Origin of the sequence: Burkholderia sp. EMB26, from assembly GCF_024730645.1 — a bacterium.
In the GTDB taxonomy this organism is placed as follows: Bacteria; Pseudomonadota; Gammaproteobacteria; order Burkholderiales; family Burkholderiaceae; genus Burkholderia; species Burkholderia cenocepacia.
Window position 1 is genome coordinate 331,148 of record NZ_CP078072.1, and the last position, 25,787, is coordinate 356,934.

The following is a 25,787-nucleotide window of genomic DNA, read 5'->3' on the forward strand; positions in this document are numbered from 1 at the left end:
CGCGAGACGATCCGGCCCTAGGCCGGCGCGACCGCGCGTTCGTCCGCGAAGAAGTCGGCCTCGATTTCGCGAATCCGCCGGCAATCCTCGAGCAGCCGCTCGAAGGTCGGGCTGTACAGGCCGACCGTGCCGAGGGCGGTCTGCAGGTCGGTGGTCACGCGCAGCGTGTCGCCGACCTTGATCCACTGCTTGAGCCCGACGAACGACGGCAGCGCCTGGATCGCCTGCCACGTGAAATCCTGCCGCAGCACGCCGTTGCGCGACGACAGCAGCAGCACGTGCCCGCAGTAGCCGCGAAAATCCGTCGGCGCGGTGATCTCGCCGAACAGCCGTTCCGGATGCAGCACCGCTTCGACGGCGGCCGACACGTGATTCTCGCCGCTGACCGCGCTCGTCAGCCGTGGATCGAGACTGCCGTGCAGCCGCGCGTTCAGCTCGACGATCGTCGGACCGTCGGCCGTATCGAACAGCTCCAGATGGGTCGGCCCGAAGCGCACGTCCAGCGCGTCGAGCACGTCGGCCGCGTAGTCGAGCAGCGGTGCGTAGCGCGGGTCGGCATGGTTCAGCACCAGCATCTTGTCGAGCCGCGGCGCGTGCGTGCGGTCGCGATGCACCTCCCACAAGCTGACCACGCGATGGCGGCCCTCGAACGACACCGAGTCGACGATGTATTCCTGCCCTTCGGAATAGCTCTGGATCACGATGTCGTCGTTCGGCTGGTTGTACAGCGAACGGGTCGCCAGCACGTCGCGCGCGGCGGCCTCGACCTGCGCGAGCGTCCGGCAGATCTTCACGCCGGTCACGCCCGCGCTGCGCGCCGGCTTCACGACGAGCGGCAGCGTGCCCTGCGCGCGCGCCCAAGCGAGCGCTTCGTCGACCGACGTGCTGTGGAAGTGCGCCGGCGCACGCAACCCGGCCGCGCGAATGCGCTCGTTCATCGCGAACTTGTCGCGTCGTGCGGCGGAGGTCGCGAGCGGGTTGCGATAGGGCACGTCGAGCCGCTCGGCGAGCGTGTCGGCCAGCTCGAGCGCCGCGTCGAGGCCGTGCAGCACCGCGCCGATCCGCAGGTCGGCCAGTTGCGCGAGCGTCGCGTCGATGTCGCCGCGATGCTGGACCTGGCGGACGTAGTCGGACGGCACGAACTGGTTCCGGTAGATTGCGGGCAGATCGGGGTCGCTGATCACATGCGCGCAACGGATGCCGTATGCGCGAAACGCGGGGGCCAGATAGGCGGCGGTCGACGCGCCGTCGACGATCAGGACGGTATCGATGAAGCGATGCTGCATGGATTCCTCGCTCGGATGGGGGCGGTTGAAGGACGTCGTGCGGCAGCGCGCTCAGGCCCGCGTGCCGGTAACGGGAGTGTCGCGGGGCCAGCGCACGACCAGCACGACACAGATCGCGACGAGCACGGCCGCGACGGCGAACGCATGCGCGGCGCCGGCCACGATGGCCGCGCCCTGGCCGGCGACCAGCGCGCCGAGTGCCGCGACGCCGATCGCGGCGCCGACCTGGCGCGCGGTATTGAGAATCGCGGACGCGGTGCCCGAGCGGCCGGCCTCGACGCTGCCGAGCAGCGTCGACGTCAGCGCGGGAATCGCGATGCCGCCGCCGACCGCCATCGCCGCGAGCCCGGGCGCCAGCAGCGCATACGGCGTGTGCGCGGCGAGCGTTTGCCACAGCCACACGTAGCCGGCGAGCGACACGGCGAGCCCGACGATCACGGTCGCGCGAAACCCGTAGCGGACCGCGAGCCGTGCGCTCGCGATATTGGCGAGCATGATGATCGTGAGCGGCGCGAGCGCGAGCCCCGATTCGGTCGCCGTGAAGCCGCGCGCGTTCTGGAAATAGAGGCTGAGCGAGAAGATCAGCCCGTAGAACGCCGCATTCGTGATCGCGCCGATCGCGAGCACGCCCGGCACGCGGGCGATCCGGAAGAACGCGAGCTGCAGCATCGGCGCGGCCACGCGCCGTTCGATCGCGACGAACAGCGCACCGAGTGCGACCGACGCGAGCAGCGCGCCGGCCGCATGCGGGTCGCTGATCCCGTGCGCACCGGCGCGGATGATCCCGCCCGTCAGCAACCCGAGCACGAGTACCGCAACGATCTGGCCGGCCGGATCGAACAGCCGGGTGCGCGCGGCGGCCGAATCCCGCACGTGGCGCAGCGTGAGCCACAGCCCGAGCGCGCAGATCGGCAGGTTGATGAAGAAGATCGCGCGCCAGCCGAGCGAATCGATCAGCAGGCCACCGAGCGTCGGGCCGGCCGCGCTGATCGCGCCGCCCGTCGCGCTCCACCACGCGACGGCTTTCACGCGCGCGGCGGCGTCGTTCGCGCACGCATGCGTGATGAGCGCGAGCGACGTGGGCAGGATCATCGCGGCGCCGACGCCTTGCGCGACCCGCGCGGCGACCAGCGCCGCCAGCGACGGCGCGAGCGCGCAGCCGAGCGACGCGAGCAGGAACAGCGCAAGACCGTACGCGAACAGCCGGCGGCTGCCGAAGCGGTCGGCCAGCGTGCCCGACGTCAGCAGCAGCGCGGCGAACGACAGCGTGTACGCATCGACGATCCACTGCAGCCCGTGAACGCTCGATCCGAACGCCTGACCGAGGCTCGGAATCGCGACGTTGACGACGGTCACGTCGAGCTGGACGATCGCGAAGCCCAGGCTCGCGGCCGCGACGGTCGGGAAGATGGCGCGCAGCGACGTACGCGGCGCAGTCGCGGCGGCGGCAGGTGGATGGTCGACGCGGTCGAGCGCCGGGGCGCGATCGTTCATCGCGGCTCCCGGTGCGGGCGGGACGTGTGCGACGTCGGGTGCGGCAGGCGGTATCGATTCATCTGGCGGGTTCCCGTAGGGCGGATAGAGGAAGCCGGCTGCCCGTCGGGCGCCGGCCGCATCGTCGAATCCGACAGAAAACTAGCATCGACCCGTTGGCGAATACAAATAATAAGCAGCGATTTTTTAACAAGTATTCGTGTTAAGGGAAGGTGCAAACGACGTGAACCGGTTCCGCCCGCATTGCTGAACTTATATCGATAATTTTCGTTTGCAATCGAATTAATATCATTTCGCAATGCAATGGCGGTCTCCTAGTCTTGTCGAGCGCTTCGCCCCGAGGACGGTGGAGCGCGGCGGTGATGCCACGCCGCTCTTCGAACCAGATCTTTATACGAGAGACCTATGACCTATCTCGCAGATGAACGCATCGCTTTGACGGCAGTGGAATCCGCTCATATCCGCGCGACGCTCGGCGCGCTCGACTACGACCCGGCCGGCGGCGCCGGTTATATCAGCGCGGTCCGCAAGCTCGCCTACAACGCGTTTCCCGACCGGGTCGTCGACGCATTCGATCGGGCGAAGGCGCCGACCGCCGACGCGCACGGCTCGATCGAGATCGACAACCTGCCGATCGACGACGGCGTGACGGGCAGCCCGCGGTTCGAGGAAACCGGCCGCTCGTTCAAGGCCGGCGTGTTGAGCGAGAACGTGCTGGTCGCGTTGAGCACGCTGGCCGGCGAGCCGTACTCGATCGCGCACGAAGGCCGCGAGCTGGTGAACAACCTGACGCCGCACAAGGCGACCGCGCGCGACTACACGGGCCTGGGATCCGAGGTCGAGCTCGACTTCCACATCGAGAACGCCGCGCAGGCGCACATGCCGGAAGGCGACACGTCGCCGTTCGCGCTGCTGCTGCTCGGCGTGCGCAGCGAGGCGGGCGGCGGCCCGTACACGCGGCTCGCCGATGCGCGTCGCGCGCTGCAACTGCTGTCGCCGGACGACATTGCGCAACTCTACGGCGAGCACTACATCATCCGCGTGCCGTACCGGTGGCGCGGCGCGGCGCCGACGCCGCGCGACAACACCGACCTGAGCGCGGTGCTGTCGGGGCCGCTCGATGCGCCGCGCGTGACGGTCGCGTTCTATCCGGACATGGTGCTGGCGGTCAACCCGCGCGCGCAGGAAGCGCTGGCCAACCTGTATCGCGCGGTGCGCGAGGTGTCGTTCGGCGTGCAGGTGTCGCCGGGCAAGCTGGTGCTGATCAACAACCACTTCACGCTGCATTCGCGCGACCGCTTCGACCCGCAGTACGACGAGAACGATCGCGCGTTCCGCTGGGTGCAGCGTGTGTTCGTCGCGCGCAGCCTGTGGAATTTCCGTGCGTTCACGCCGCTGCAGGCGCGCGTGTTCGACCCGAAGGCGCTGTATGCGGGCGAGTCGGCGCAGGCGAGGCAGCCGGCGCCCGTCGTGCAACCGGCGCCGCGGCGTGCGGCCGCGGTCGAACTCGAAGCGACGCCTGCATAAAGGAGCCGGGCCGGGCGGCAAGGTACGCGCAACGTCACCGAACCGCCGCCCGCGCGTGCGCCACGCATCATCGAATAAAAAGGGATTCCACCAGACATGAGAAGCCACGCTTTTCCCGTGACACACGTTGCCCGCTTGCTGGCTGCCGCGCTGATCGCCGGCAGCGCCTTCGCCGCGCAGGCCGCGTCGTTCGACCTGAGCCCCGAGCAGCCGGCCCGGCAGCGCGGCGCCGTGAACCCGGCGGTCGAGCAGGCGTTGCCGGCCGGTTTCCGGTTTGCCGAAGCGAACACGCTGACGATCGGCATCGCGCCGAACCTGCCGCCGCTCAGTACCTATGCGACCGACGCGCGCACGGTGGTCGGCTTCGATCCCGATCTCGCGCAACTGATCGCGGACAGCCTCGGCCGCAAGCTGAAGATCGTGCCGCTCGCGTGGGCCGACTGGCCGCTCGCGCTGCAGTCCGGCAAGGTCGACGCGGTGATCTCGAACGTGACGGTCACCGAGCAGCGCAAGGAGAAGTTCGACTTCTCGACCTACCGCAAGGACCAGCTCGGCTTTTACGTGAAAACCGGCAGCAGGCTGGCCGCGATCCGCGAGCCGAAGGATGTCGCCGGGCTGCGCGTCGTGACCGATTCGGGCACGAACCAGGAAAAGATCCTGCTCGAATGGAACCGGCAGAACGTCGCGCGCGGCCTCGCGCCGGTCGAGATCCAGTATTACGCGGATGCGGCCGAGCGGTGGGTCGCGCTGCAGTCGGGCCGGGTCGACACGATCTTCAGCGTGAACTCGATGCTCGCGTACCAGGCGTCGCTGCGCGGCGATGCGAAGCTGATCGGCACCGTCAGCGGCGGCTGGCCGCGCACCGCGGACATCGCGATCACGACCCGCAAGGGCAGCGGCCTGGCCGAGCCGCTGACGCTCGCGATCAATGCGCTGATCGCGAACGGCAGCTACCGGAAAGCGCTCGATCACTGGCGGCTGGATGCCGAGGCGATCGACCGGTCGCAGACCAATCCGCCGGGGTTGCCGCGCACCTGAACACGGCACGCGGCGGCGCTTGCGTGATCGGCCGCCGTTCGGCTGCACCGTGAAACGGCGGTTGCGATCCGGCTACGGTTCGACGCCGGCCTGTTTCGTGTCCGGCCGGCTGCCCGCGATCTCGATCGCCGTTTCCCAGCGGAAGTAGCCCGATACGGCGCCGTCGCGATCGAGCACGGCGAAATCGGCCGTGCACGTGGTGATGCCCGGGGCCAGCACCTCGCTGCGCCAGAAATGGTCTTTCATCGGCCGGCACGACGGATGCAGCAGGTCGTCGCCGTCCGGCACCGGGGTGGCGGCGTCGCGGATTTCCGCTTCGATCGGCGCGACGATGCCGGCGTCCTTCAGCGCGAACCGGATGAACAGCACGGTCACTTCCGCACGCAGCGCCAGCGCGGTTTCGCGCAAATGCAGCTGGTCGCCGGGCGACAGGCCGGCAAAGAGCCGGTTGTCGTTGTGGCCGACCTGCCCGGCGTCGCCGGGGCGCAACACGTAGATGTGCCGGCCGTCGATCACGGTCGGCGCGTCGGCGTCCCGGCTCGCATCGGGGTAGGCCGACAGCAGCGTGACGGCGTCGACGATCGCGAGACCATCGCAACGAACACCAGACATGAGCACGTCCTCCGCAACAAGGGAGCGGCACGGGCGGCCGTCGTGCGGCCGCCCGCGTGCCGCGATCAGTTATGGATCGAGATGAACGGATCCCACGAGAAGCAGCCCTGGCTCTGGCAGTTGCGATCGATGATCTGGAACTGGAAGTGGTAGGTCACGCGGCCGACCTTCAGGCATTCCGACGACCAGTAGTAGTTCGCGACCTTCTGGCACGTCGGCACTTCGGGCTTGCTGGTGTTCGGCACCGGGATCGACGCTTCCGCGACGCGCGGCGTCGGCGTCGAGATCAGGTCGTTGCCGACGTTGCCGATGAACTTGTAGAACACCACCTGGTTTTCGAAGCCCAGCGACAGGCTCGTTTCGCGCCAGCGGATCAGGTCGCCGACCTGCGCCTTCAGGTCGAGCTCGCCGCCCGCCTGCCCGGAAATGACGTTGTCCTGGTTGGTCACCATATAGACATAGCGCCAGTCGATCAGTGTCGGCGCCGCCGGATTCTTGCTGGGATTCGGATATTTTTTGAGAATGGTTTCGGTATCGAACGAAACGAGCACATCGGTAACGCGTGACATAGAAGCTCCCGTTTGAAGTAATGGGAATCATCGTTGCGCGAATTGCTTCGTGCAGCCGCCATCGCCTTGTGAGACAAGGGTTTGAGCCGGTATCGGCACGTGCGGAGGCGACGGCTAATGCAGATTAGTCCGTTTGGTTAATCATGGAAGCTGTAAAAGTAAACAGGTCGGGAAAATGATTTTTCGAGTTAATTTTAAAATCGGAATCAATCGGGTCGATGCGTGACATAAATATCGCGACATTGAATCTGTTAATCGATTGACCGATTATCGGCGGGGGCGGGAAGGCGGCTGTTTACCGGTAGGTCCAGAGCCGGTGCAGCACGAACGTCGTCGGCGGGATCAGCAGTGCGATCGCGACGACGCCCATCGCGCGCGACGCACCCAGCGCCTCGGCGGCACGCGCGAGCAGCATCGTCTCGACGAAGCCGGCCAGCGTGACCGCGAGAAAGCGCAGCGCGTTGCGGGGGCGCACCGTCGACGAGAAGCTCCACAGCGTATTCGCGAGATACGAGAACGCGGTCGCGCAGAGGAACGCGATGGCATTCGCGGTCACCGGCGTCGCGTCGCGCAGCGCGAACAGCGCCGTCGCGACCAGCGTGTGGAGCGCGGTCGAGCCGAGCCCGGACACGCCGAAACGCACGAGCCGCGTGCGCTCGGCCTGCAGCAGCCCGATCATGGCGAGCGCGCGTTCAGCGCGCGCCGATGCGCGCCCGGACCGGCTGCACGCGCCGGCGGGCCGGCTGGCGGCGGGCGTCGCGCGCGACCGGCAGTTCGATCACCTTGCCGTGCGCCTGGTAGCGGCGGCGGATCAGGTAGACGGGCCGTTGCTTCGATTCGTCGTAGATCCGCCCGACGTATTCGCCGACCACGCCGATCCCGATCAGCTCGATGCCGCCGATGAACAGCGTGACCGAGATCAGCGACGCGTAGCCGAGCACCGGATTGCCGAACAGCAGCGTGCGCAGGATGATGAACGAACCGTACACGAACGCGAGCGCCGCGATGCCGACGCCGATGTAGGTCCAGCTGCGCAGCGGCACGGTGCTGAAGCTGGTGATGCCTTCCAGCGCGAAATTCCACAGCTTCCAGCCGGAGAATTTCGAGTGCCCGGCGCTGCGCGGATCGCGCTGGTACTCGACGATCACGGTCTTGTAGCCGACCCACGCGAACAGCCCCTTCATGAAGCGGTGCCGCTCGGGCAGGTTGCGCAGCGCGTTCACGACCTTGCGGTCCATCAGCCGGAAATCGCCGACGTTCTCCGGCAGCTTCACGTCCGACAGCAGGTTGTGCACGCGGTAGTAGATCGCGGCGGCGGTGCGCTTCGCGAACGAATCGCACGCGCGGTTGCTGCGCTTGGCCGCGACGACCTCCGCGCCGTCGCGCCAGTGGTCGATCATCACCGGGATCAGGCTCGGCGGGTCCTGCAGGTCCGCGTCGAGCGGGATCACCGCATCGCCCGCGGCTTCGTCGAGGCCGGCTGTCAGCGCGGCTTCCTTGCCGAAGTTGCGGGTCAGGTCGATGACGCGTACGCGCCGTTCGGCCGCGCCGATCCGGACCAGACGTTCCAGCGTGTCGTCGCGGCTGCCGTCGTTTACGCAGACGATCTCGAAGCGGATCGCGTCGATCGCGCTCAGCAACGGAATCACGACGTCGAAGAAGCGTTCGACGGCTTCGCCTTCGTTGTAGAACGGCACGACCAGCGAAACGAGCGGCGTGTAGATGGGTTCCCGCATGATGATTCCCCTTGTGATGGCGCTTTACCGGCCGGCGCCGAGCGTCGGGCGGCCGGTGCGGCGCATGCCGTGCGCCGGGCGGTGGTGCGGTCGGAGCGGGTGGGTGAACCCGGTCTCGGTCGAGGTGTCGCGCGCGTCGGGCAGCGACGGCACGTCGCGTCTTTCCCGGGCGATGCGGCTGACGAGCAGCGCGAGCGATGCGAGCGTCACGAGCGGCATGAACTGGAACGACAGGTGCGGCACGATCGCGAGGCCCGCGAGCGGCATCGGCCACAGCAGCATCAGCCATTCGCGATCGAAGTGCCGCCAGCCGTGCGTCCATGCATAGCGCGCGTACCACGCGATCACGATGCCGTACCACGTGAGGTCGTAGTCGTACAGATACGGGCTGACGAGCAGGCACGCGCACGCGAGGGTCGCGGCGCGCAGCGCGTACGAACACGCGCCGCGCCACGCGTAGACGACGGCGCTCGCGGCGGCCGCGGCCGACAGCAGCTGAAGGCCGCGTGCGACGAGCGCGGGCCAGCCGGCCATCGTCGCGAGCGCGAACACGGTCGGCATGCGGGCGAGCTTCGCGTGGCCCGCATCGACGATCGCGTAGACGTTGCCGATCACGTGCATGAACGTGAGCCACGGGCCGATCCCGAACGCGAGCGTCGCGAGCGCGACGCTGACGGCGATCGTCGCGGCCCACGCGGCCAGCGCGCGCCATTGGCCCGCGCACAGCAGCGCGAGCGGGAACAGCACCGCGAGCTGCGGCTTCATCGTCAGCAACCCGAAGCAGATTCCGGCGCAGACAGGCCGCCGGTTCAACGCGAGCAGGCCGAGTGCGGCGAGCGTCGCGGTGAAGAGGCTCGTCTGCCCGACGATCACCGTGAGGAACGCACCGGGAAACGCGAGCGCGCACAGCCACGCGGCGTCGCGCTGCACCGTGGCGCGCATCGTCGCCGCGAACAGCGCGATCGTGATGCCGAGCCACAGCACGACCGCCAGCGTGTACGGCAGCCAGCCGAGCGGCAGCACGAACAGCAGCATCGTCGGCGGATAGAGCCACGGCAGCGTGCCGTCCGCGAGCGTCATCGTCGGGACCGCGAGCTTCTGGACCGCAAACAGCGCGGGGAAATGCCACGCGTCCGCGCCGTGACCGTGCGCGGCGAGCCACGCGGCGCTCCAGACCGGCGAGAAGTCCTGCGACAGCGGTTCCAGCGCGCCGTGGCGCGACAGGAGGACGCGGGTCAGGTAGATCGCGATGAACAGCAGCTCGGTCAGCAGCACGGCGGCCGCATAGAGGCGCACGCGATCGCGGTTGAGCCAGTGCGGATGGCGGCGCGGGCCGGCGATCGGGAGTTCCGGATGCACGTCGGCGGCCGAATGCGCGTGGCGGGCGAACGACGGCGCTTTCATCGTGCGCTCCGTGATGCGAGCGCCGTGCGGCGCACGACGACGAACAGCACCGCGAGCAGCACGACCGGCCCGATCTGCGGCAGCTTCATCAGCCGGTTCAGCATTTCGAAGATCGGCAGCAGCCACGCCAGCACGAGAATGCCCTGGTCGCCGGGCAGCCAGCCTTCGTCGAGGCCGTGTGCGATCAGGCAGAAGATCGCGATGCCGAGCCACGTCAGTTCGTAGTTCCACAGATATGGCGTCGTCAGCAGGGTGGCGACCGCCAGTACCGCCCCGCGCAGCCGCATGTCACGCGTGCGGCGCCAGACGTCGACGGCCGCGGCGAGCGCGACGAGCGCGACCGCCGCCTGGGCGGCCAGCGCGGCCGCCACCGGCGCGCCGGCGAGCCGCAACGCGGCGAACGGCGTCGGCGACGCGAGCCAGTACGACGCGAGCATGAAGTGCTGCGCGCGTACCGTCGACAGTGCGTGACTCAAGCCGTGCAGCGCGGCGGGGCCGGCCAGCGCCACGCCGGCCGCCGCGAACAGCGTCGCGCTGATCGCCGCCGCCGCGAAGGTGCGCCACGCACGCGTCGCGATCAGCACGAACGGGAACACGACGGCGAGTTGCGGCTTGATCGCGAGCAGCCCGATCAGCACGCCCGCCAGGACCGGACGCTTGCCGAGCAGATGCAGCGCGAGCGCGGCGAGGCCGGCGGTCAGGATGCTGTTCTGGCCGAACAGCGCGGACATGCACACCGCCGAATACGCGACGACGACGAGCGCCGCGGCGCGCGGCACGGGAAGATGCGCGCGCAGCCCCGACAACCGCGAGACGGCGAGCGCGTAGCATAAAAGACTGCCCGCGAAAAAGAGGAAGTAAGCGGGCAGGAAAGGCACGAGGGCAACCGGCGCGATGAACAGCAGCATCGTCGGCGGATAGAGCCAGGGAAGCGGCCGGTTTTGCAGATACGCACCGAAGTGCGCGAACTCGGCCTGCAGGAATGAGGACGTGTCGTAAGCCGCCGCGGCATGGCCTTGCAACACGAGATGCGATGCGGTCCAGAAGACCGAGAAGTCGGTGCCGGGGCGGGCGGTGGCGTTCGACGTGAAGCCGTCGGTCACGACCGCCCAGACGATCAGCAGCGCAGCGAAGAGCATCAGCATGATGCAGCTGTACGGAATGATCCGGTCGGCCGTCAGCCATTGAGCACAGCGTATTGCGCGATCGCGCGTTCCACGATTGGCTGTGTACATGATGCCCCGTCTGTCGTGTGGCCGCGTGGTCTGTCGCGGCCGTTTGATGTTGTGGTGCCTGCGGATCGAATCGCTCTGAAATGGCGTTGTCCGGTGAATTCATTGTTGAAGAAAAAATCGCGTGATGCAAACCACGCACGGCCGGCCGGCATTTAATGTGTTCAGCGATTCGGGTGAAAACCGCCATTTCTGGTATGAGAAAACGCCGCCGCCGGGATTCGTGTTTCTGGCCTGAAACATTCCGCGATTTTTACCGGCTGTGCGTGCCGCCGAACCCGCAGCGCGCGGGCGGTCTGCCGCGTTCGGGAAAATCCCGAGAAAATTTTTTAGGTCCTTCGTGCAGCGCCACGACGGGCTTTCGTGCCGGCCGCATGCGCCCGAACCGCATATATCAAAGTTGAAACATTTCGGCGGTCGGGCGTTTGGCGGAGGTTTGCATATATCGCTGAAACCCTTGATGCGTCTCGATTCCGACCGGGATGGTCCGCTCTTTGCGTAAGCGTTGGCACGGCAGTCGACGACGTGACGACCGGGCGGTTCCGGCAGGCAGCAGAGGAACCGGCTCGCGAATCACCTGCGGAACAGACAGTCCGGAGCGCGTCGGGGAACACGCAGCTCCAGTCCGATCAACCGCGGCAACCGTCGTCGAACGACCCAAGAGACCCGGTGGATTCAGGGCAATAAGAAATCGGCATGGCAGTACATGGGGAATAAAAATGAAAGACCACAGCACGTCGCGGATCGCAAGCCGCGTTAAAGACACACTGCAGCTTTGCCGGGAGTTCATCTCCCGTTCAACTGGATTCCATGCGTCGAACGGCCGTCGCGCCGTTCCGGTCGATCGACTCGTCCGGTTCATCCGGCCGGTCGAACCGTACACGCGTCTCTCATGCTCCGCCTCGCCGATACCCGTTCGCACGGACAACGCTGGTCCACCCCGTTGCCGCGACTGATCGTCGGCTTCCGATTTTTCGAGTAGTGCCGGTGGTGCCAACCCCCCGACGTCCTGACCGACGAAGGGTATTTCATAGCAGTCCGAAAGGAGAATGCTCATGTCAAGAATCATCGAAAAGATCGCGTGGTTCGTCCAGGATCAGGACGGCGTGACGGCCATCGAGTACGGCCTGATCGCCGCGCTGATCGCGATCGGCATCGTCGCCGCGCTGGCGACGGTCGGTACGGATCTGAAGACCGTGTTCAGCACGATCGCCGCGGATCTGGACTCGGCGGTAGCAGGCATCTGATGGACGGTACGACGAACGGCTCGTTCGAATCGTTCGTCGGCGCCACACGGCATCAACGACATTCCTCGACGTATCGAAGCACGGTCATCCGACCAGCCGGTGCGCGAGGATTTTGAAAGTCACCACGCAAGGAGATCACCATGTCCAAGCTCATTCAACAAGCCAGCCGTTTCGTTCGCGATGAAGATGGCGTGACCGCCATCGAATACGGCCTGATCGCCGCGCTGATCGCAGTCGGCATCATCCTCGCGCTGTCGACCATCGGGAAGGACCTCAAGACCGTGTTCAGCACGATCGCGGCCGACCTCGATTCGGCGGTGGCAGGCATCTGATGGAGCGTGCCGCGGACGGCTCGGCTGGTGCAGCGTTCGAGCCGTCCCCGGCCATCCGACCAACCGGAAACCGGAGACCATCATGCAAGCCATCATGCGTGTCGCACGTTGCTGGATCGCCGACGAACGAGGCGTGACGTCGATCGAATATGCGCTGCTCGCGTCGATGTTCGCCATCGCGGTACTGGGTAGCGTCGTCACGCTGAAGGGCTCGCTCGGCGCTGCGTACGAGATGATCGCCGCGGCCGTGACGGCTGCCGTGACCACCGCCGTGACCACCGCGCTGTCCATGGTTTCCTGATCCACCGATTCGATTCGCGAGGTTCGCCATGTTTCCCGTTGCGCCGCCTTACCCGGTTCCGTTGTGCGTGACGCTGCTCGCGGTCGCCGCGGCCAGCACGGACATCGCGACCCGTCGCATTCCGAATCGTCTCGTCTTGCTCGGCCTGGTCGGCGCATTGATCGCCCAGTGCCTGTTGCACGGCGTGCCGGTGGGCGTGCTCGGCTGGCTTGCCGGGGCGGCAACCGGCTTCGGCCTGCTGCTGCCGTTCTATCTGTTGCGCGGAATGGCGGCGGGCGACGTGAAGCTGATGCTCGCGATCGGCGCGTGGGTCGGCGCGGAAATGACCTTTTACATCGTGCTGGCCACGTTCCTGGCCGGCGGGATCGGCGCCATCGCCTACGCGCTGCTGCGCGGGCGGATGCGCCAGATGTGGGCGAACGTGCGCACGCTGATCGTGCGGCGCTCGCCAGCGGCGCGCGCCGAGGCCGACGACGGCCCCGCCGGGATCACATCGGTCGGCACGCTGCCGTACGGTGTGGCGATCGCGGCCGGCACGCTGGGCATGCTGTTCGCGTCGTGCGCATAGCGCGGCGGTTCCGTCACGAAGACGCAACGAGGACGCAACGATCATGAACACGAACCACACCGAACCGAGACGCGACGCGCAGGTGGCACACCTGCCCGATCCGCTGCCGTCGCGGGAGGTCCATACGAAGCTGGGCGCGCAGCTGCCGTCGGCGCCGCGCTCGCTCGCGGAAACCGGGCTGAGCATGGCGTTCGTCGGCGGCCTCGTGCTGAAGTCGACGCTGGTGCTCGGTCGCCCGTCTTACGGCGATCTGGTCGAGCGGCACTGCCTGCCGCTCGCGGTGCTCGACGAAGTCTTCGCGTTCCTGGTGCGCGAGCATCTGGTCGAGTTGACCCATCGCGGCGCGACCGATCTCGACGTGACGTTCCGCCTGACCGATGCAGGCCGCGTGCTCGCGCTCGAGGAACGGGAACGCAGCGGCTACAGCGGGCCCGCGCCGGTGACGCTGGATGCGTACCTCGCGAGCGTGGCCGCGCATTCGGTGCGCAAGCTGCACATCGGCCAGAGCGACGTGTGGGCCGCATTCGAAGGCGTCGTGATCGACACGGCGGTGCTCGATGCGGCGGCCGCCGCGCTGAACGCGGGCCGGCCGCTGCTGATCTACGGTCCGGCCGGCAGCGGCAAGACCTTTCTCGCCGAACGGCTCGGCGCGCTGATGCACGGCCGCGTGCCGGTGCCGTACGCGATCTGCGCGGCCGGCGAAGTGATCCAGGTCTACGACCCGCTCGTGCACGTCGACGCGGAAGCCGCGGGCGCCGGCCAGTCGGTCGATCGCCGGTGGCGCCTGTGCGAACGGCCGGTCGTGATGTCGGGCGGCGAGCTGACGCTCGACGAGCTCGACCTGCGGCGCGACGAAGCGGCCGGCTTCTATCAGGCGCCGCCGCACATGAAGGCGAACATGGGCATGTACGTCGTCGACGATCTCGGTCGCCAGCGCGTCGAGCCGCGCGACCTGCTCAATCGCTGGCTGCGTCCGCTCGATCGCGGCGTCGATTTCATGACGCTCGAATCCGGCAACCGCTTCGTGCTGCCGTTCGACGTGTGGCCGGTGTTCTCGAGCAACCTCGCGCCGGAGCAGTTCTGCGACGACGCGTTCATGCGCCGCCTCGGCTCGAAGCTGCACGTCGGCGCGATGTCGATCGACGACTACCGCGCGGTGTACGACGCCGCTTGCGCAGCGCTCGGGCTCGTGTCGGCGAGCGATGCGTTCGAGTTCCTGCTGCATCGGCTGCATCTGCCGACCGGCAAGGCGTTTCTCGCGTGCTTTCCGGCGGACCTGCTGCGCCTCGTGGCCGCCGGCGCGCGTTACCGCGGCGATCCGCCCGAGGTGACGCACGACGCGCTGTACGACGCGTGGGCGAGTTACTTCGGCGCGGCGCCTGAACGGGACGGCGGCCATCCGCCGCCCGTCGAGCGCGGAGGCCGGACGTTCGTCACCGGTTGAGCGGTTTCTTTCACGATTCGTCGAGGAGCATTGCCATGAAAAACAGTCGAGCGGTCATGATGCTGGTCGTCGCGATGATCGCGGGTCTTGCCGCGGTCGTATTCGCTTCCCACTGGCTGATGCAGACATCCACGAGCTCGGTCACGTCCGTCGCGGTGGCCACCACCGACCTGAACCTGGGCGAGCCGCTCGGGCCGAACCAGATCCACATGGTGAGCTGGCCGTCCGGCAGCGTGCCGACCGGCGCGTTCACCGACACGAAGGCGCTCGAAGGGCGCGTCGTGCGCACCAGCCTGTCGCGCGGCGAGCCGGTGATCGAATCGAAGCTCGCGCCGGTCGGCACGAAGGGCGGGCTGTCCGCGGTGATCGCCGACGGCAGCCGCGCGATCACGGTGCGCGTGAACGACGTGGTCGGCGTCGCGGGCTTCGCGCTGCCGGGCAACTACGTCGACGTGATCGTCAACACGCAGGAACAGCAGGGCAAGACCGACGGGCAGAGCATCTCGAAGATCGTGCTCGAGCACATCCTCGTGCTCGCCGTCGCGCAGCAGGTCAGCCGCGACGACACGGCGCCGAAGGTGGTCAACGCGGTGACGCTGGAAGTCACGCCCGACCAGGCCGAACGGCTCGACCTCGCGCGCAGCGTCGGCACGCTGTCGCTCGTGCTGCGCAACCAGGTCGACCAGAAGACGCTGAACACCGACGGTGCGACCAAGCTCACGCTGCTCGGCAAGGAGCCTGCACCGGCAGCGCCGCCGGCGCCTGTCCACGTACGGCCGGTCCGCGTGCACGTCGCCTCGCACGCGGCGCCGGAAGTGCGGCGCGACTGCGTCGGCGTGCTGACCGGCGTGAAGGGCAGCGTCGAATGTTTCTGAAGCAGATCGAACCAGCCAGACCAACAAACCGGCCGCCGGCAACGCGCGGCGGCCTTGGAAGTCGATAACCGGCACGGCGCCGGTCTCTCGGGGGATCAGACGAAATGAAGATCAAACCGCAACGCACAGGTACCGGCCCACTGCGCACACGCGTCGCACGGGGCACGATGATGACCGCGATCCTCTGTTCGGGATGGCTGACCGTGTATGGCGCGCTCGCGCAGGAAGGCATCGAATCGGCGGTGCTGACGAAGGGCGGCGCCAGCGCGCCGGCCGCGGTCGGCAAGGGGCCGATGCAGATGACGATCAGCATGGCGCCGGTGCCGGCCGCCGCGCCCGCCGCATCGGCGGGGCCGCTGCGCGGGCCGAACTGCGTGGGCGCCGTGCGCGAATCGACCAGCGTCGCCGTGCCGCTCGGCAAGTCGCTGCTGGTGCCGATGCCGGAGCCGGTGCGCAACCGGACGATCGGCAATCCGGCCGTCGCGCAGGCGACGATGGTGTCGCCGCAGACGCTGTACATCCTCGGGCTCGCGGTCGGCACGACCAACATGATCGTGCAGGGCAAGAGCGGTGCGTGCCGCGTGATCGACGTCGCGGTCGGCGCGGACGCCGGCGGCCTGCAGGCGTCGCTGCTGCAGCTGATGCCGAACGAGCGCGACATCCACGTGTCGACCGCGGCCGGCACGATCGTGCTGGCCGGCACCGTGTCGAGCTCGCAGGCCGCGCAGCAGGCCGTGCAGATCGCCCATGCGTACGGCGACAGCGCGGGCGATGCGGCGGGCGGCGGCAAGCAGGGCGGCGGCGTGCTCAACATGCTGAACGTCACGTCGCCGCAGCAGGTGATGCTCGAGGTGAAGGTGGCCGAGGTGTCGAAGACGCTGATCAACCAGATGGGCAGCGCATTCAACATCCAGGGCGGCTTCGGTTCGTGGAGCGGTGCGCTGGTCAGCAACCTGCTCGCGGGCGTCGCGAGCGGCGCGGTGTTCAACAAGGCGAACAACCGGCCGTTCAGCATCGCGGCCGACGCGCAGAACACCGACAACCTCGTCAAGATCCTCGCGGAGCCGAATCTCGTGACGATCAGCGGCCAGGAAGCGACGTTCCTCGCCGGCGGCAAGATCTTCATCCCGATCCCGCAGAGCAGCGGCAACGGCACGTCGTCGATCACGCTGCAGGAAGAGGAATTCGGCGTCGCGCTGAAGTTCACGCCGACCGTGCTGGCCAACGGCCGGATCAGCCTGAAGGTCGCGCCGGAAGTGTCGGAGCTGTCGCAGACGGGCGTCACGCTGAGCGCGACCAACATCGGCGGCACGTCGATCCTGCCGCTGATCACGACACGGCGCGCATCGACGACGGTGCAGATGAGCGACGGCGAATCGTTCGCGATCGGCGGGCTGATCAAGGACAACGCGACCGGCGCGCTGAAGGCGATCCCGGGTGTCGGCGAAGTGCCGGTGCTCGGCGCGCTGTTCCGCAGCACGTCGTTCCAGCAGGATCGCACCGAGCTGATCTTCCTGATCACGCCGCACCTGGTGAAGCCGCTGCAGACCGCGGACGTCGCGCTGCCGACCGACAGCTTCTCGAAGCCGAACGAAGTCGACGTGTATGCGACCGGCAACATGGAAGGCCGTGGCGGCGTGCGCAAGGCAGGCGCGCAGCCGATGCAACCCGCGAACGGCGCGGCCGCCGCCCCGCAGACCCCGGCCCAGGCCCCGGCGCCCGCGCCGGCGCCGCAATCGGAAGCCCCGGTCGCACCGGCCGCGCTGCCCGCGCCGCGTGCTCCGCAAGACGCCGACGTGCAGCCGCCGGTGCCGGCCGAGCCGCCGAAGGCGCCGGCGCCGGTCGCGGCCGCCGGCCCGCAGCCCGACCCGGCCACCGCGGCGCGTGTCGCGCGCATCGAAGCCGCCGCCGCGCGCCTCGCGGCAGCGGGCGCCGAACCGTCGGCCCAGCCGGCGGCGCGCCCGAAGCACCGGATCGCGGCGGCGCCCAAGGCGCAGATCGCGCGCGCCGGCGCGGAACCCCAGTCCACCGATCGTTGAAGCCATCCAAGGGGAAGCTCATGAAATCCGCCTACCTCGTATTCGTGCGCCGCGCGGCGCTCGCCGTTCCGCTCGCGTTCGCGCTTGCCGGCTGCATGTCGTCGACCCCGGTGTGGGACAGCCGCTTCGGCGACTCGGTCCGCACCGTGATGCAGGCCCAGATCATCGATCCGCATGCCGGCGAGCATCCGGCGTCGGCATCGGGGATCGACGGCAGTGCCGCCGCGGCCGCGCTCGACAACTACGACAAGTCGTTCAAGCAGACCGTGCCGCCCGCCAATGCGTTCGTGATCGGCATCGGCAAGGCTACCCAGTAACGACACCACGCTCAGGGAGAACGCCATGAACAGCGCAGCCCGCCATCCGAAAGTCACGCGTCGCGGCCTGCATCGCCAGCGCGGTGCCGTCGCGATCATCGTCGGCCTTTCGCTGGCGGTGATGATCGGATTCGTCGGGCTCGCGCTGGATCTTGGCAAGCTGTACGTTACGCGCAGCGAACTGCAGAACAGCGCCGATGCCTGCGCGCTGTCCGCCGCGCGCGACCTGACTTCGGCGATCAGCCTGTCGGTGGCCGAGGCCGACGGCATCGCCGCCGGTCACCTGAATTTCGTGTTTTTCCAGAAGACGTCGGTGCAGATGTCGACGAATGCGAACGTCACGTTCAGCGATTCGCTGACCAACCCGTTCCTGACCAAGAGCGCGGTCACGAAGCCGGCGAGCATCAAGTACGTGCAGTGCACCGCGACGCTGAGCAACATCGCGCACTGGTTCATCGAGGTGCTGAACGTGCTGCCGGGCACGAAGCTCGCGAATGCGGCGGAAGTGTCGGCGAGCGCGATCGCGACCGTCGGCGGCGGGCAGACGACCTGCGCGATTCCCGTGTTCGTGTGCCGCGGCCCGTCCGATCCGGCCTACAAGGTCGGCGACTGGATCTCGTCGCCGTCCGGGTCGTCGTCGACCTACGGGCCCGGCAACTTCGGCTGGGCGGCGCTCGACGGCTCGACGAACGAGACGACGCTCGCGAGCGAGCTGTCGGGCAATACCTGCAACATCACGAGCCCCCCGGACCTGAGCACCACGGGCTTGAAGTCGGCGGCGCAGCGGGCCTGGAACACGCGCTTCGGGATCTATACGAACGGCGCGAACGGCTCGAGCGGCCAGCCCGACTTCACCGGCTACGCGTACGTCGGGCCGAACTACGGGCCGCCGGGAACACCGGGCATCAAGGGTGACGCGTACACGCAGTTCGTGGCCGACCGCGCGAGCTTCAAGCCTTACCAGGGCGACGGCGCACCGCCGTCGGGCAGCGGCATCGCGACCAACGGCACGGCGACGGCGAGCAACTACCAGACGTTCGGCGGCGATCGCCGCGTCGCGCTCGCGCCGGAGGGCGACTGCTCGACGCTGTCCGGCAGCAGCGGCAAGGTGCACATCACGCAATGGGATTGCGTGCTGATGCTCGATCCGCTGCCGTTCAGCGCCGGCAGCGGCCCCGTGGTGGCGCACCTCGAATACCTCGGCTCGTCGGTTTCCGGCAACAACCCGTGCGCGACGCACGGCTTGCCCGGCAGCGGCAGTGCGTCCGGAACCCAGGTTCCGATGCTCGTTCGATAACGGAGAGACGATCATGAAGAAGCCGTCGATTCGTCGTTCGCGCGCCCGCGGCGCCGTCGCCGTCGAGTTCGCGCTCGTGCTGATGCCGATGATCATGCTGGCGACCGGCGTGGCGGAGTTCGGCCGCGCGATCTACCAGTACGAGACGCTGACCAAGGCGACCCGCGACGCGGCGCGCTACCTGTCGGTCTGGCTGCCGACCGACAGCGCGTATCCGGTGGCGCAGGCGCAGTGCCTGGTCGTGTACGGCAGCACGACGTGCGGCTCGGCCGGCAGCGAGCTGGTGCCCGGGCTCAAGACGTCGATGGTCACGATCTGCGACGCACAGCACACGACCGGCTGCAGCGACGCATCCGACCCGTCGCAGTTCGCGAACCTGCCGACCTACGACGCGGACAACAACAGTTCGTCGAGCGGCTCGGCGGCGGGCGCGATCAACGTCGTCGAAGTGAAGATCAGCGGCTACAAGTACCAGCCGATTCCCGCGTACCCGGGACTGCCGTCGATCACCTTCGGCAACATCGTCACCGTGATGAGGCAAGTGTCATGAACGCACGCCGCTTTCCGCCATCACGCCGGCGCGCCCAGCGCGGTGTCGCGATCGTCGAGTTCGCCCTCATCGCGTCGGTGCTGATCATGCTGCTGATCGGCATCTTCGAATTCGGTCGCGTGCTGTTCTACTGGAATACCGCGAGCGAGGCCGTGCGTCTCGGCGCGCGCACGGCGGTCGTCTGCGACGTGAACGCCGCCGGCGTCGTGAAGCGCGTGCGGTCGCTGCTGCCGCTGCTGTCGGACGCGAACGTGTCGGTCAGCTACACGCCGACGAGTTGCGACATCAACACGTGCTCGTTCGTGACGGTGAGCGTCACGAACGTCACCGTCAAGACCATGATCCCGTTCGTGAACGTCACGGTCAGGATGCCGCCGTTCACGACGACGCTGCCGCGCGAAAGCCTGAGCTCCGCGACGGGCGGCTCCGCCTGCAACTAATCGAACACACGAGGCACACGACATGATCAACATCCTCGTAGCTTCCGACGATACCGCGCGGCTCACGCAGATCGCGCGTCTCGTGGCCGACTGCGGACGCTATCGCACGACCCGTGCGACCGGCCGCCCGTCGCAGATCGAGCATCGCACCGACGGGCTCGACGCGTTCGACATCCTGCTGGTCGACGGCACGTCGCTCGAGCCGTCCGAGCTGCCGGCGATCGAGCGCATCTGCCGCGCGCACGCGGGCCTGACCTGCATCCTCGTGACGGCCGACGCGTCGCCGCACGTGCTGCTCGACGCGATGCGCGCCGGCGCACGCGACGTGCTGCAGTGGCCGCTCGACCCGCAGGCGCTCGGCCACGCGCTCGGGCGGGCGGCCGCGCAAAGCACGCGGCGCGATACCGACGACACGCGGATCGTGTCGTTCATGTCGTGCAAGGGCGGAGCCGGCACGAGCTTCGCGGCCGGCAACGTCGCGTTCGAGATCGCCGAGGGCTTCAAGCGCCGCGTGCTGCTGATCGACGTGAACCAGCAGTTCGCCGACGCGGCGTTCCTCGTCAGCGACGAAACCCCGCCGTCGACGCTGCCGCAGCTGTGCGCGCAGATCGAGCGGCTCGACAGCGCGTTTCTCGACGCGAGCGTCGCGCACGTGACGGAAAACTTCCACGTGCTCGCGGGCGCCGGCGACCCGGTCAAGGCCGCCGAGATGCGCGAGGACGCGCTCGAGTGGATTCTCGGCGTCGCCGCGCCGCGCTACGACTTCGTGATCTTCGACGTCGGCGTCGGCATCAACCCGCTGTCGATGGTCGCGCTCGATCGCAGCGACCAGATCCAGATCGTGCTGCAGCCCGCGATGCCGCACGTGCGCGCCGGCCGCCGGCTGCTGGAGATCCTCGTGTCGCTCGGCTACTCGACCGACCAGCTGCGGCTGATCGTGAACCGCGCGACGCGCGCGAGCGAGCGGACCCGCACCGCGCTCGAGGAAGTGCTCGGCCTGCAGGCGGCCTGCACGATTCCCGACGACGCCGAGACCGTGCTCGAAGCGATCAACCAGGGCCATCCGGTGTCGCGGCTCGCGCGCGGCTCGGCGGTCGCGCGTGCGTTGCAGGGCTGCGCGAAGCAACTCGTCGACGGCGACGTGCGCGCGGGACGCAGCGCGACGCACAGCGAACCGTTGATGTCCCGGCTGTTCGGCCGCAAGGCCACGCCGAAGCTCAAGTCGATGTAATTCTTTCGGGGAATCATCATGTCATTGCGCGAACAGATGTCCTTGCACCGGGCCCAGCCGCTGGCGGCAGGCAACGAACCGGCCGGCCCGGCGCATTCGTCGGTGCGCGACGCATACCAGAAGCTGCGTCGCGAAATCCACCTGGCCGTGCTCGAGCGCGTCGAGCTCGAGCGCCTGTCGCGGCTGCACCAGGATCAGGTCCGCATGGAGATCGGCGCGCTGATCGCGCGCATCCTCGACGAGGAGCGGCTGCCGGCGAACGACATCGAGCGGCGCCAGCTCGCGATCGACGTGTACGACGAAATGTTCGGCTTCGGCCCGCTCGAGGCGCTGCTGCGCGACCCCGGCATTTCCGACATCCTCGTGAACACCTACCGGCAGGTCTACGTCGAGCGCTGCGGCCAGCTCGAACTGACCGACGTGACGTTCTACGACGACGCGCACCTGATGAAGGTGATCGAGAAGATCGTGTCGCGCGTCGGGCGCCGCATCGACGAATCGAGCCCGATGGTCGACGCGCGGCTGCCGGACGGTTCGCGCGTGAACGCGATCATCCCGCCGTCCGCGATCGACGGGCCGCTGATGTCGATCCGGCGTTTCGCGGTCAATCCGCTGAAGATGGACGACCTGGTGCGCTTCCACAGCCTGACGCCGCCGATGGCCGAGCTGCTCGACGCGCTGTCGCGCGCGAAGGTGAACGTGCTGGTGTCGGGCGGCACCGGCAGCGGCAAGACGACGCTGCTCAACATCCTGTCCGGCTTCATTCCGCGCAACGAGCGGATCGTGACGATCGAGGACGCCGCCGAGCTGCAACTGCAGCAGCCGCACGTGCTGCGGCTCGAAACGCGCCCGCCGAACATCGAGGGCAAGGGCGAGATCACGCAGCGCACGCTGGTGCGCAACGCGCTGCGGATGCGCCCGGACCGGATCATCCTCGGCGAAGTGCGCGGCGCCGAAGCGCTCGACATGCTCAACGCGATGAACACCGGTCACGAAGGCTCGCTCGCGACGATTCACGCGAACACGCCGCGCGACGCGCTGACGCGGCTCGAGAACATGGTCAGCGTCTCCGGCCTCACGCTGCCGCCGAAGACGATGCGCCAGCAGATCGCGTCGGCGATCTCGGTGGTCGTGCAGGCGGCGCGGCTGACCGACGGCAAACGCAAGATCATCAGCATCCAGGAACTGACCGGAATGGAAGGCGACATCATCAACATGCAGGAGATCTTCACGTTCAAGCGCACCGGCGTGGACCGCGACGGCTCGGTGCGCGGCCACTTCTGCGCGACCGGCGTGCGGCCGAAGTTCGTCGAGCGGCTGCAGGCGTTCGGCATCAACCTGCCGGATTCGCTGTACGACCCGTCCGTGCGTTACGAGACGGATTGACGCCAGGGCGCCGTGTGCTGCCGGGGAGAGGCCTCATGAATGCGATCTTTTACGGTTTTGTGATTCTCACCTTCGTCGCGGTCGTGCTGTCGATCGAAGGCATCTATCAATGGTGGAACGCGCGGCACGGCACCGCCGCGCGCCGGATCGAATCGCGCATTCGCGCGATGTCGGCCGGCGGCAACGTCCAGCAGGAGCGGCTGTCGATCCTGAAGAAGCGGATGCTCGACGAGTCGAAGCCGTTCGACCGGCTGCTGCTGCGCCTGCCGCGCGTGCATACGCTCGATCTCGTGATCCAGCAGTCGGGCCTCGACTGGACGCTGCCGAAGCTGATCACGCTCAGCGCGACGTTCGCGGCGCTCACGTGGTTCGTGGCGAGTTTCATGCGGTTGCCGCAGCTCGCCGCGGTGCCGCTCGCGCTGTTCGCCGGCTGGCTGCCGATGCTGTACGTGCTGCGCTGCCGCGCCCGGCGGATGCGCAAGCTCGAGCGGCAATTGCCGGACATCTGCGACATGATCGCGCGCGCGCTGCGTTCCGGTCATTCGTTCACGAGCACGCTCGGGATGGTCGGCGACGAGTTTTCCGAGCCGATGGGCGGCGAATTCCGCGTCACGTTCGACGAGGTCAACTACGGCGTGTCGTTGCACGACGCACTGATGAATCTCGCGACGCGCGTGCCGGTGCAGGATCTGCGCTACTTCGTGATCGCGGTGCTGATCCAGCGCGAGACGGGCGGCAACCTGGCCGAGTTGCTCGACAGCATCGCCGGACTCATTCGCGAGCGCTTCAAGCTGTTCGACAAGGTGCGCGTGCTGTCGGCGGAAGGACGGCTGTCCGCGTGGATTCTCGGGCTGCTGCCGTTCGGTACCGCGGCGGTGATGGCGCTGCTGAACCGCGAATTCCTGTCGGTGCTCTGGGAGGATCCGGCCGGGATCCGGATGGTCGGCACGATGCTGGTGTCGATGCTGTTCGGCCTGTTCTGGATCCGCCGTATCGTCCGCATTCGCGTCTGACGCGCGAGCCGAATAACGAACCGTTGCGAGGTTGTCATGCAAAACCTGAGCGTGGTCCAGGCCGTGATGCTGGGCGGCTTGTTCATCTTCGTGGCCGGCGGCGTGCTCGTCGCGATGCTGCTGTTCGCGCCGCGCAGCATCCAGCGCCGGATCGAGCAGGCGGGCGGCGCCGGGGCGGGCGCCATCGCCGGCCCGGGCGACGGCGACGACCTGGCGTCGCGCTGGGTCGCGAAGCTGGTCGAGTTGTCCACCCCGATCTCGAAGCTGTCGGTGCCGAAGGAGGGCTGGGAGAATTCGCCGCTGCGCATCCGGCTGATGAATGCCGGCTGGCGCAACCCGAGCGCGGCCGCGCTGTACTTCACCGCGAAGACGATGCTCGCGCTCGGCCTGCCGTGCGCGGCGCTGCTGGTGCTGATCACGACGTCGCTTGGCGACGAGCGCGCGCTGCTGTCGGTGATCCTCGTGGCGCTCGCGGGGATCGGCTACTACATCCCGAACGTGGTGCTGTCGCAGCGGGTCAAGGTGCGCCAGCAGAAGATCTTCGAGGATTTCCCGGACGCGCTCGACCTGCTGACGGTGTGCGTCGAAGCGGGGCTCGGGCTCGACGCGGCGCTGATGAAGGTGAGCGAGGAGCTGCGGTTTCGCAGCGAGGTGGTCGCGAGCGAACTCGACCTGCTGCTGCTCGAGATGCGCTCCGGCTTCACGAAGGAGACGGCGCTGCGCAATCTCGCGCTGCGCACCGGCGTGGAGGACATCGAGTCGTTCTGCGCGATGCTGATCCAGGCCGACCGGTTCGGCACGAGCATCAGCGAATCGCTGCGCGTGCTGTCCGACATGCTGCGCACGCGGCGCCGGACGCGCGCGGAGGAACGGGCGGCGAAGATCGCGCTGAAGCTGCTGTTCCCGCTGATCTTCTGCATCTTTCCCGCGCTGATGGTGGTGCTGCTCGGCCCGGCGATGATTCACGTCTATCGCGTGCTGCTGCCGACGTTCGTTGGCATCGCGCAGTGAGCGGCGCGCGGATGCGGCTTCGCGCGCATCGATAAAGGCTGGATGTGCCGGCCCCCGGGCCACCCGCTGGCCATCCGGCGGCCGGCACGGCAACAGGCTTCATGGAGGCTCCCTCCCCAGGCGGCGCCGCGAGACAGGTCGACCATAGCGGCGTCAATGCATCCTGGACCCATGGTCGGCCATGGAACAAGCCGTAGTCCACCGCCTTCACGGCTGCCCCCTACTGCTAACCGCCGCGGCGCCGCCGCGTCACGGCCGCCCTTCGCCCGGCACTTCCGCCGCCTTGCTGAGCTCGCCCATGATGATCTGCGCGATCACGTTGGCCGGTGAGCGTCCGTTGGGCGCGGCGGCCGTGGTGGTCCACGCGACGATCGCCGTTTTCGTTGCCGGGTCGTAGCCCATGAAGGGTTCGAAGCCCGGTATCTCGCCCGTGTGCCCGGAGAACGTTCCGAATCGCGCGAGACCCATGCAGTAATCGGCCGATCTCGGATCGGACGGATCGGTCGGCGTGCAACTGGCGAGGCGTTGCGCCTGCAGGTCGGCGTCGAGGTAGCCGCCGCCGACCATTCGCTGCACGTACACGGCCAGTTCGGTCACGGTCGAGATGCCGACGTATTGACGCCGGTCAGGTCGGTCGGCTGCAGCGTGGCGTTCTTCGCTGCCGCCTGGCGTTCGGGCGACAGCGCGTCGCTATCGATCGTCTCCGCATTGGTGCCCCATTGATAGCCGTGCGGCGCGGGCGCCGGCAGCGCCGTATTCGCTTGCGGCGGCAGCAACGTGATGCTCAGGCCGAGCGGTGCGAACAGGCGCGCGTTCGTCGTGCGGAGGGGGAACGCGA

Annotated in this window: 26 protein-coding genes and 3 pseudogenes; 18 read left to right on the plus strand and 11 right to left on the minus strand. The window is 68.0% G+C overall.

Annotated elements, in window-relative coordinates:
• Window positions 1-17: 17 nt before the first annotated feature.
• Both KU887_RS31865 and KU887_RS31870 read right to left on the minus strand, forming a co-directional pair.
• Window positions 18-1,286: an ATP-grasp domain-containing protein gene (locus tag KU887_RS31865; RefSeq protein WP_048985972.1), complete on the minus strand. Its 1,269-nt coding sequence runs from the start codon at window positions 1,284-1,286 to the stop codon at window positions 18-20.
• A gap of 51 nt (window positions 1,287-1,337) precedes the next feature.
• Complete coding sequence (locus KU887_RS31870; protein WP_062911711.1) at window positions 1,338-2,780, minus strand: MFS transporter; 1,443 nt, start codon at window positions 2,778-2,780, stop codon at window positions 1,338-1,340.
• A 405-nt stretch (window positions 2,781-3,185) separates the two neighbouring features.
• On the opposite strand from KU887_RS31870, the gene KU887_RS31875 reads away from it, so the two are divergent.
• Both KU887_RS31875 and KU887_RS31880 read left to right on the plus strand, forming a co-directional pair.
• Complete coding sequence (locus KU887_RS31875; RefSeq protein WP_006483186.1) at window positions 3,186-4,307, plus strand: TauD/TfdA family dioxygenase; 1,122 nt, start codon at window positions 3,186-3,188, stop codon at window positions 4,305-4,307.
• A 96-nt stretch (window positions 4,308-4,403) separates the two neighbouring features.
• Complete coding sequence (locus KU887_RS31880) at window positions 4,404-5,345, plus strand: ABC transporter substrate-binding protein (protein WP_034204003.1); 942 nt, start codon at window positions 4,404-4,406, stop codon at window positions 5,343-5,345.
• A gap of 72 nt (window positions 5,346-5,417) precedes the next feature.
• Here KU887_RS31880 and KU887_RS31885 read toward each other — a convergent pair whose 3' ends face one another.
• The 7 genes from KU887_RS31885 to KU887_RS31915 form a co-directional block, all read right to left on the minus strand.
• Window positions 5,418-5,957, minus strand: coding sequence for an AidA/PixA family protein (locus KU887_RS31885; protein ID WP_058903896.1), 540 nt, complete (start codon window positions 5,955-5,957; stop codon window positions 5,418-5,420).
• Between the two features lie 65 nt (window positions 5,958-6,022).
• Window positions 6,023-6,526: an inclusion body family protein gene (locus KU887_RS31890; protein WP_006483191.1), complete on the minus strand. Its 504-nt coding sequence runs from the start codon at window positions 6,524-6,526 to the stop codon at window positions 6,023-6,025.
• 295 nt (window positions 6,527-6,821) lie between these two features.
• Entirely contained in the window at window positions 6,822-7,205 is a 384-nt protein-coding gene (locus KU887_RS31895) for a GtrA family protein (protein ID WP_006498083.1), read from the minus strand.
• A 13-nt stretch (window positions 7,206-7,218) separates the two neighbouring features.
• Window positions 7,219-8,262, minus strand: coding sequence for a glycosyltransferase family 2 protein (locus KU887_RS31900; protein ID WP_006498084.1), 1,044 nt, complete (start codon window positions 8,260-8,262; stop codon window positions 7,219-7,221).
• A 24-nt stretch (window positions 8,263-8,286) separates the two neighbouring features.
• Window positions 8,287-9,666 (minus strand): glycosyltransferase family 87 protein, encoded by a 1,380-nt coding sequence (locus KU887_RS31905; RefSeq protein WP_059723830.1) that lies wholly within the window; start codon window positions 9,664-9,666, stop codon window positions 8,287-8,289.
• On the minus strand, window positions 9,663-10,901 hold the full coding sequence (locus tag KU887_RS31910) for a glycosyltransferase family 87 protein (RefSeq protein ID WP_012493711.1): 1,239 nt from the start codon (window positions 10,899-10,901) through the stop codon (window positions 9,663-9,665). Before KU887_RS31910 ends, KU887_RS31905 begins: the two co-directional genes overlap by 4 nt.
• A 391-nt stretch (window positions 10,902-11,292) precedes the next feature.
• Window positions 11,293-11,955: a hypothetical protein gene (locus KU887_RS31915; protein WP_124633103.1), complete on the minus strand. Its 663-nt coding sequence runs from the start codon at window positions 11,953-11,955 to the stop codon at window positions 11,293-11,295.
• On the opposite strand from KU887_RS31915, the gene KU887_RS31920 reads away from it, so the two are divergent.
• The 16 genes and pseudogenes from KU887_RS31920 (at window position 11,954) to KU887_RS31990 (ending at window position 24,949) form a co-directional block, all read left to right on the plus strand.
• Window positions 11,954-12,145, plus strand: coding sequence for a Flp family type IVb pilin (locus KU887_RS31920; RefSeq protein ID WP_006483618.1), 192 nt, complete (start codon window positions 11,954-11,956; stop codon window positions 12,143-12,145). The two genes, KU887_RS31915 and KU887_RS31920, sit on opposite strands and share 2 nt — an antisense overlap.
• 140 nt (window positions 12,146-12,285) lie before the next feature.
• Window positions 12,286-12,477, plus strand: coding sequence for a Flp family type IVb pilin (locus KU887_RS31925; protein ID WP_006483622.1), 192 nt, complete (start codon window positions 12,286-12,288; stop codon window positions 12,475-12,477).
• Window positions 12,478-12,559: 82 nt separating this feature from the next.
• Window positions 12,560-12,778 (plus strand): Flp family type IVb pilin, encoded by a 219-nt coding sequence (locus KU887_RS31930; protein ID WP_006498088.1) that lies wholly within the window; start codon window positions 12,560-12,562, stop codon window positions 12,776-12,778.
• Between the two features lie 28 nt (window positions 12,779-12,806).
• Window positions 12,807-13,346, plus strand: coding sequence for a prepilin peptidase (locus KU887_RS31935; RefSeq protein ID WP_124633104.1), 540 nt, complete (start codon window positions 12,807-12,809; stop codon window positions 13,344-13,346).
• Between the two features lie 43 nt (window positions 13,347-13,389).
• On the plus strand, window positions 13,390-14,790 hold the full coding sequence (locus KU887_RS31940) for a hypothetical protein (protein ID WP_006498089.1): 1,401 nt from the start codon (window positions 13,390-13,392) through the stop codon (window positions 14,788-14,790).
• 35 nt (window positions 14,791-14,825) lie between these two features.
• Window positions 14,826-15,665, plus strand: coding sequence for a Flp pilus assembly protein CpaB (gene cpaB / locus KU887_RS31945; protein ID WP_034204006.1), 840 nt, complete (start codon window positions 14,826-14,828; stop codon window positions 15,663-15,665).
• A gap of 104 nt (window positions 15,666-15,769) precedes the next feature.
• Window positions 15,770-17,704, plus strand: coding sequence for a type II and III secretion system protein family protein (locus KU887_RS31950; RefSeq protein ID WP_043205887.1), 1,935 nt, complete (start codon window positions 15,770-15,772; stop codon window positions 17,702-17,704).
• 20 nt (window positions 17,705-17,724) lie between these two features.
• The gene (locus KU887_RS31955; protein WP_006486293.1) at window positions 17,725-18,021 is read left to right on the plus strand and encodes a hypothetical protein; all 297 of its coding nucleotides are present in this window, start codon (window positions 17,725-17,727) and stop codon (window positions 18,019-18,021) included.
• A gap of 25 nt (window positions 18,022-18,046) precedes the next feature.
• Window positions 18,047-19,318 (plus strand): pilus assembly protein TadG-related protein, encoded by a 1,272-nt coding sequence (locus KU887_RS31960; protein WP_006486279.1) that lies wholly within the window; start codon window positions 18,047-18,049, stop codon window positions 19,316-19,318.
• Between the two features lie 13 nt (window positions 19,319-19,331).
• On the plus strand, window positions 19,332-19,868 hold the full coding sequence (locus KU887_RS31965; RefSeq protein WP_006486283.1) for a TadE/TadG family type IV pilus assembly protein: 537 nt from the start codon (window positions 19,332-19,334) through the stop codon (window positions 19,866-19,868).
• A complete protein-coding gene (locus KU887_RS31970) occupies window positions 19,865-20,308 on the plus strand; it encodes a TadE/TadG family type IV pilus assembly protein (protein WP_006498094.1) in 444 nt (147 codons plus the stop codon). The genes KU887_RS31965 and KU887_RS31970 overlap by 4 nt, the downstream gene beginning before the upstream one ends.
• A 22-nt stretch (window positions 20,309-20,330) precedes the next feature.
• Window positions 20,331-21,539, plus strand: a complete 1,209-nt coding sequence (locus KU887_RS31975; RefSeq protein WP_034204009.1) for an AAA family ATPase — start codon at window positions 20,331-20,333, stop codon at window positions 21,537-21,539.
• A gap of 18 nt (window positions 21,540-21,557) precedes the next feature.
• Window positions 21,558-22,925, plus strand: a complete 1,368-nt coding sequence (locus KU887_RS31980) for a CpaF family protein (RefSeq protein ID WP_006486287.1) — start codon at window positions 21,558-21,560, stop codon at window positions 22,923-22,925.
• Between the two features lie 35 nt (window positions 22,926-22,960).
• Window positions 22,961-23,258, plus strand: a pseudogene (locus KU887_RS34665) (pilus assembly protein TadB); the annotation flags it as partial.
• Between the two features lie 92 nt (window positions 23,259-23,350).
• Window positions 23,351-23,938, plus strand: a pseudogene (locus tag KU887_RS34670) (type II secretion system F family protein); the annotation flags it as partial.
• A 36-nt stretch (window positions 23,939-23,974) separates the two neighbouring features.
• Window positions 23,975-24,949 carry a type II secretion system F family protein gene (locus tag KU887_RS31990; RefSeq protein WP_258258801.1) on the plus strand — a complete coding sequence of 325 codons (975 nt, stop codon included), beginning with the start codon at window positions 23,975-23,977 and terminating at the stop codon, window positions 24,947-24,949.
• 249 nt (window positions 24,950-25,198) lie between these two features.
• Here the strand turns inward: KU887_RS31990 and KU887_RS31995 are convergent.
• Window positions 25,199-25,573: pseudogene (locus tag KU887_RS31995) on the minus strand (D-alanyl-D-alanine carboxypeptidase); the annotation flags it as partial.
• Entirely contained in the window at window positions 25,543-25,725 is a 183-nt protein-coding gene (locus KU887_RS32000; protein WP_156908367.1) for a hypothetical protein, read from the minus strand. The gene KU887_RS32000 and the pseudogene KU887_RS31995, both read right to left, overlap by 31 nt.
• Between the last annotated feature and the right edge of the window lie 62 nt (window positions 25,726-25,787).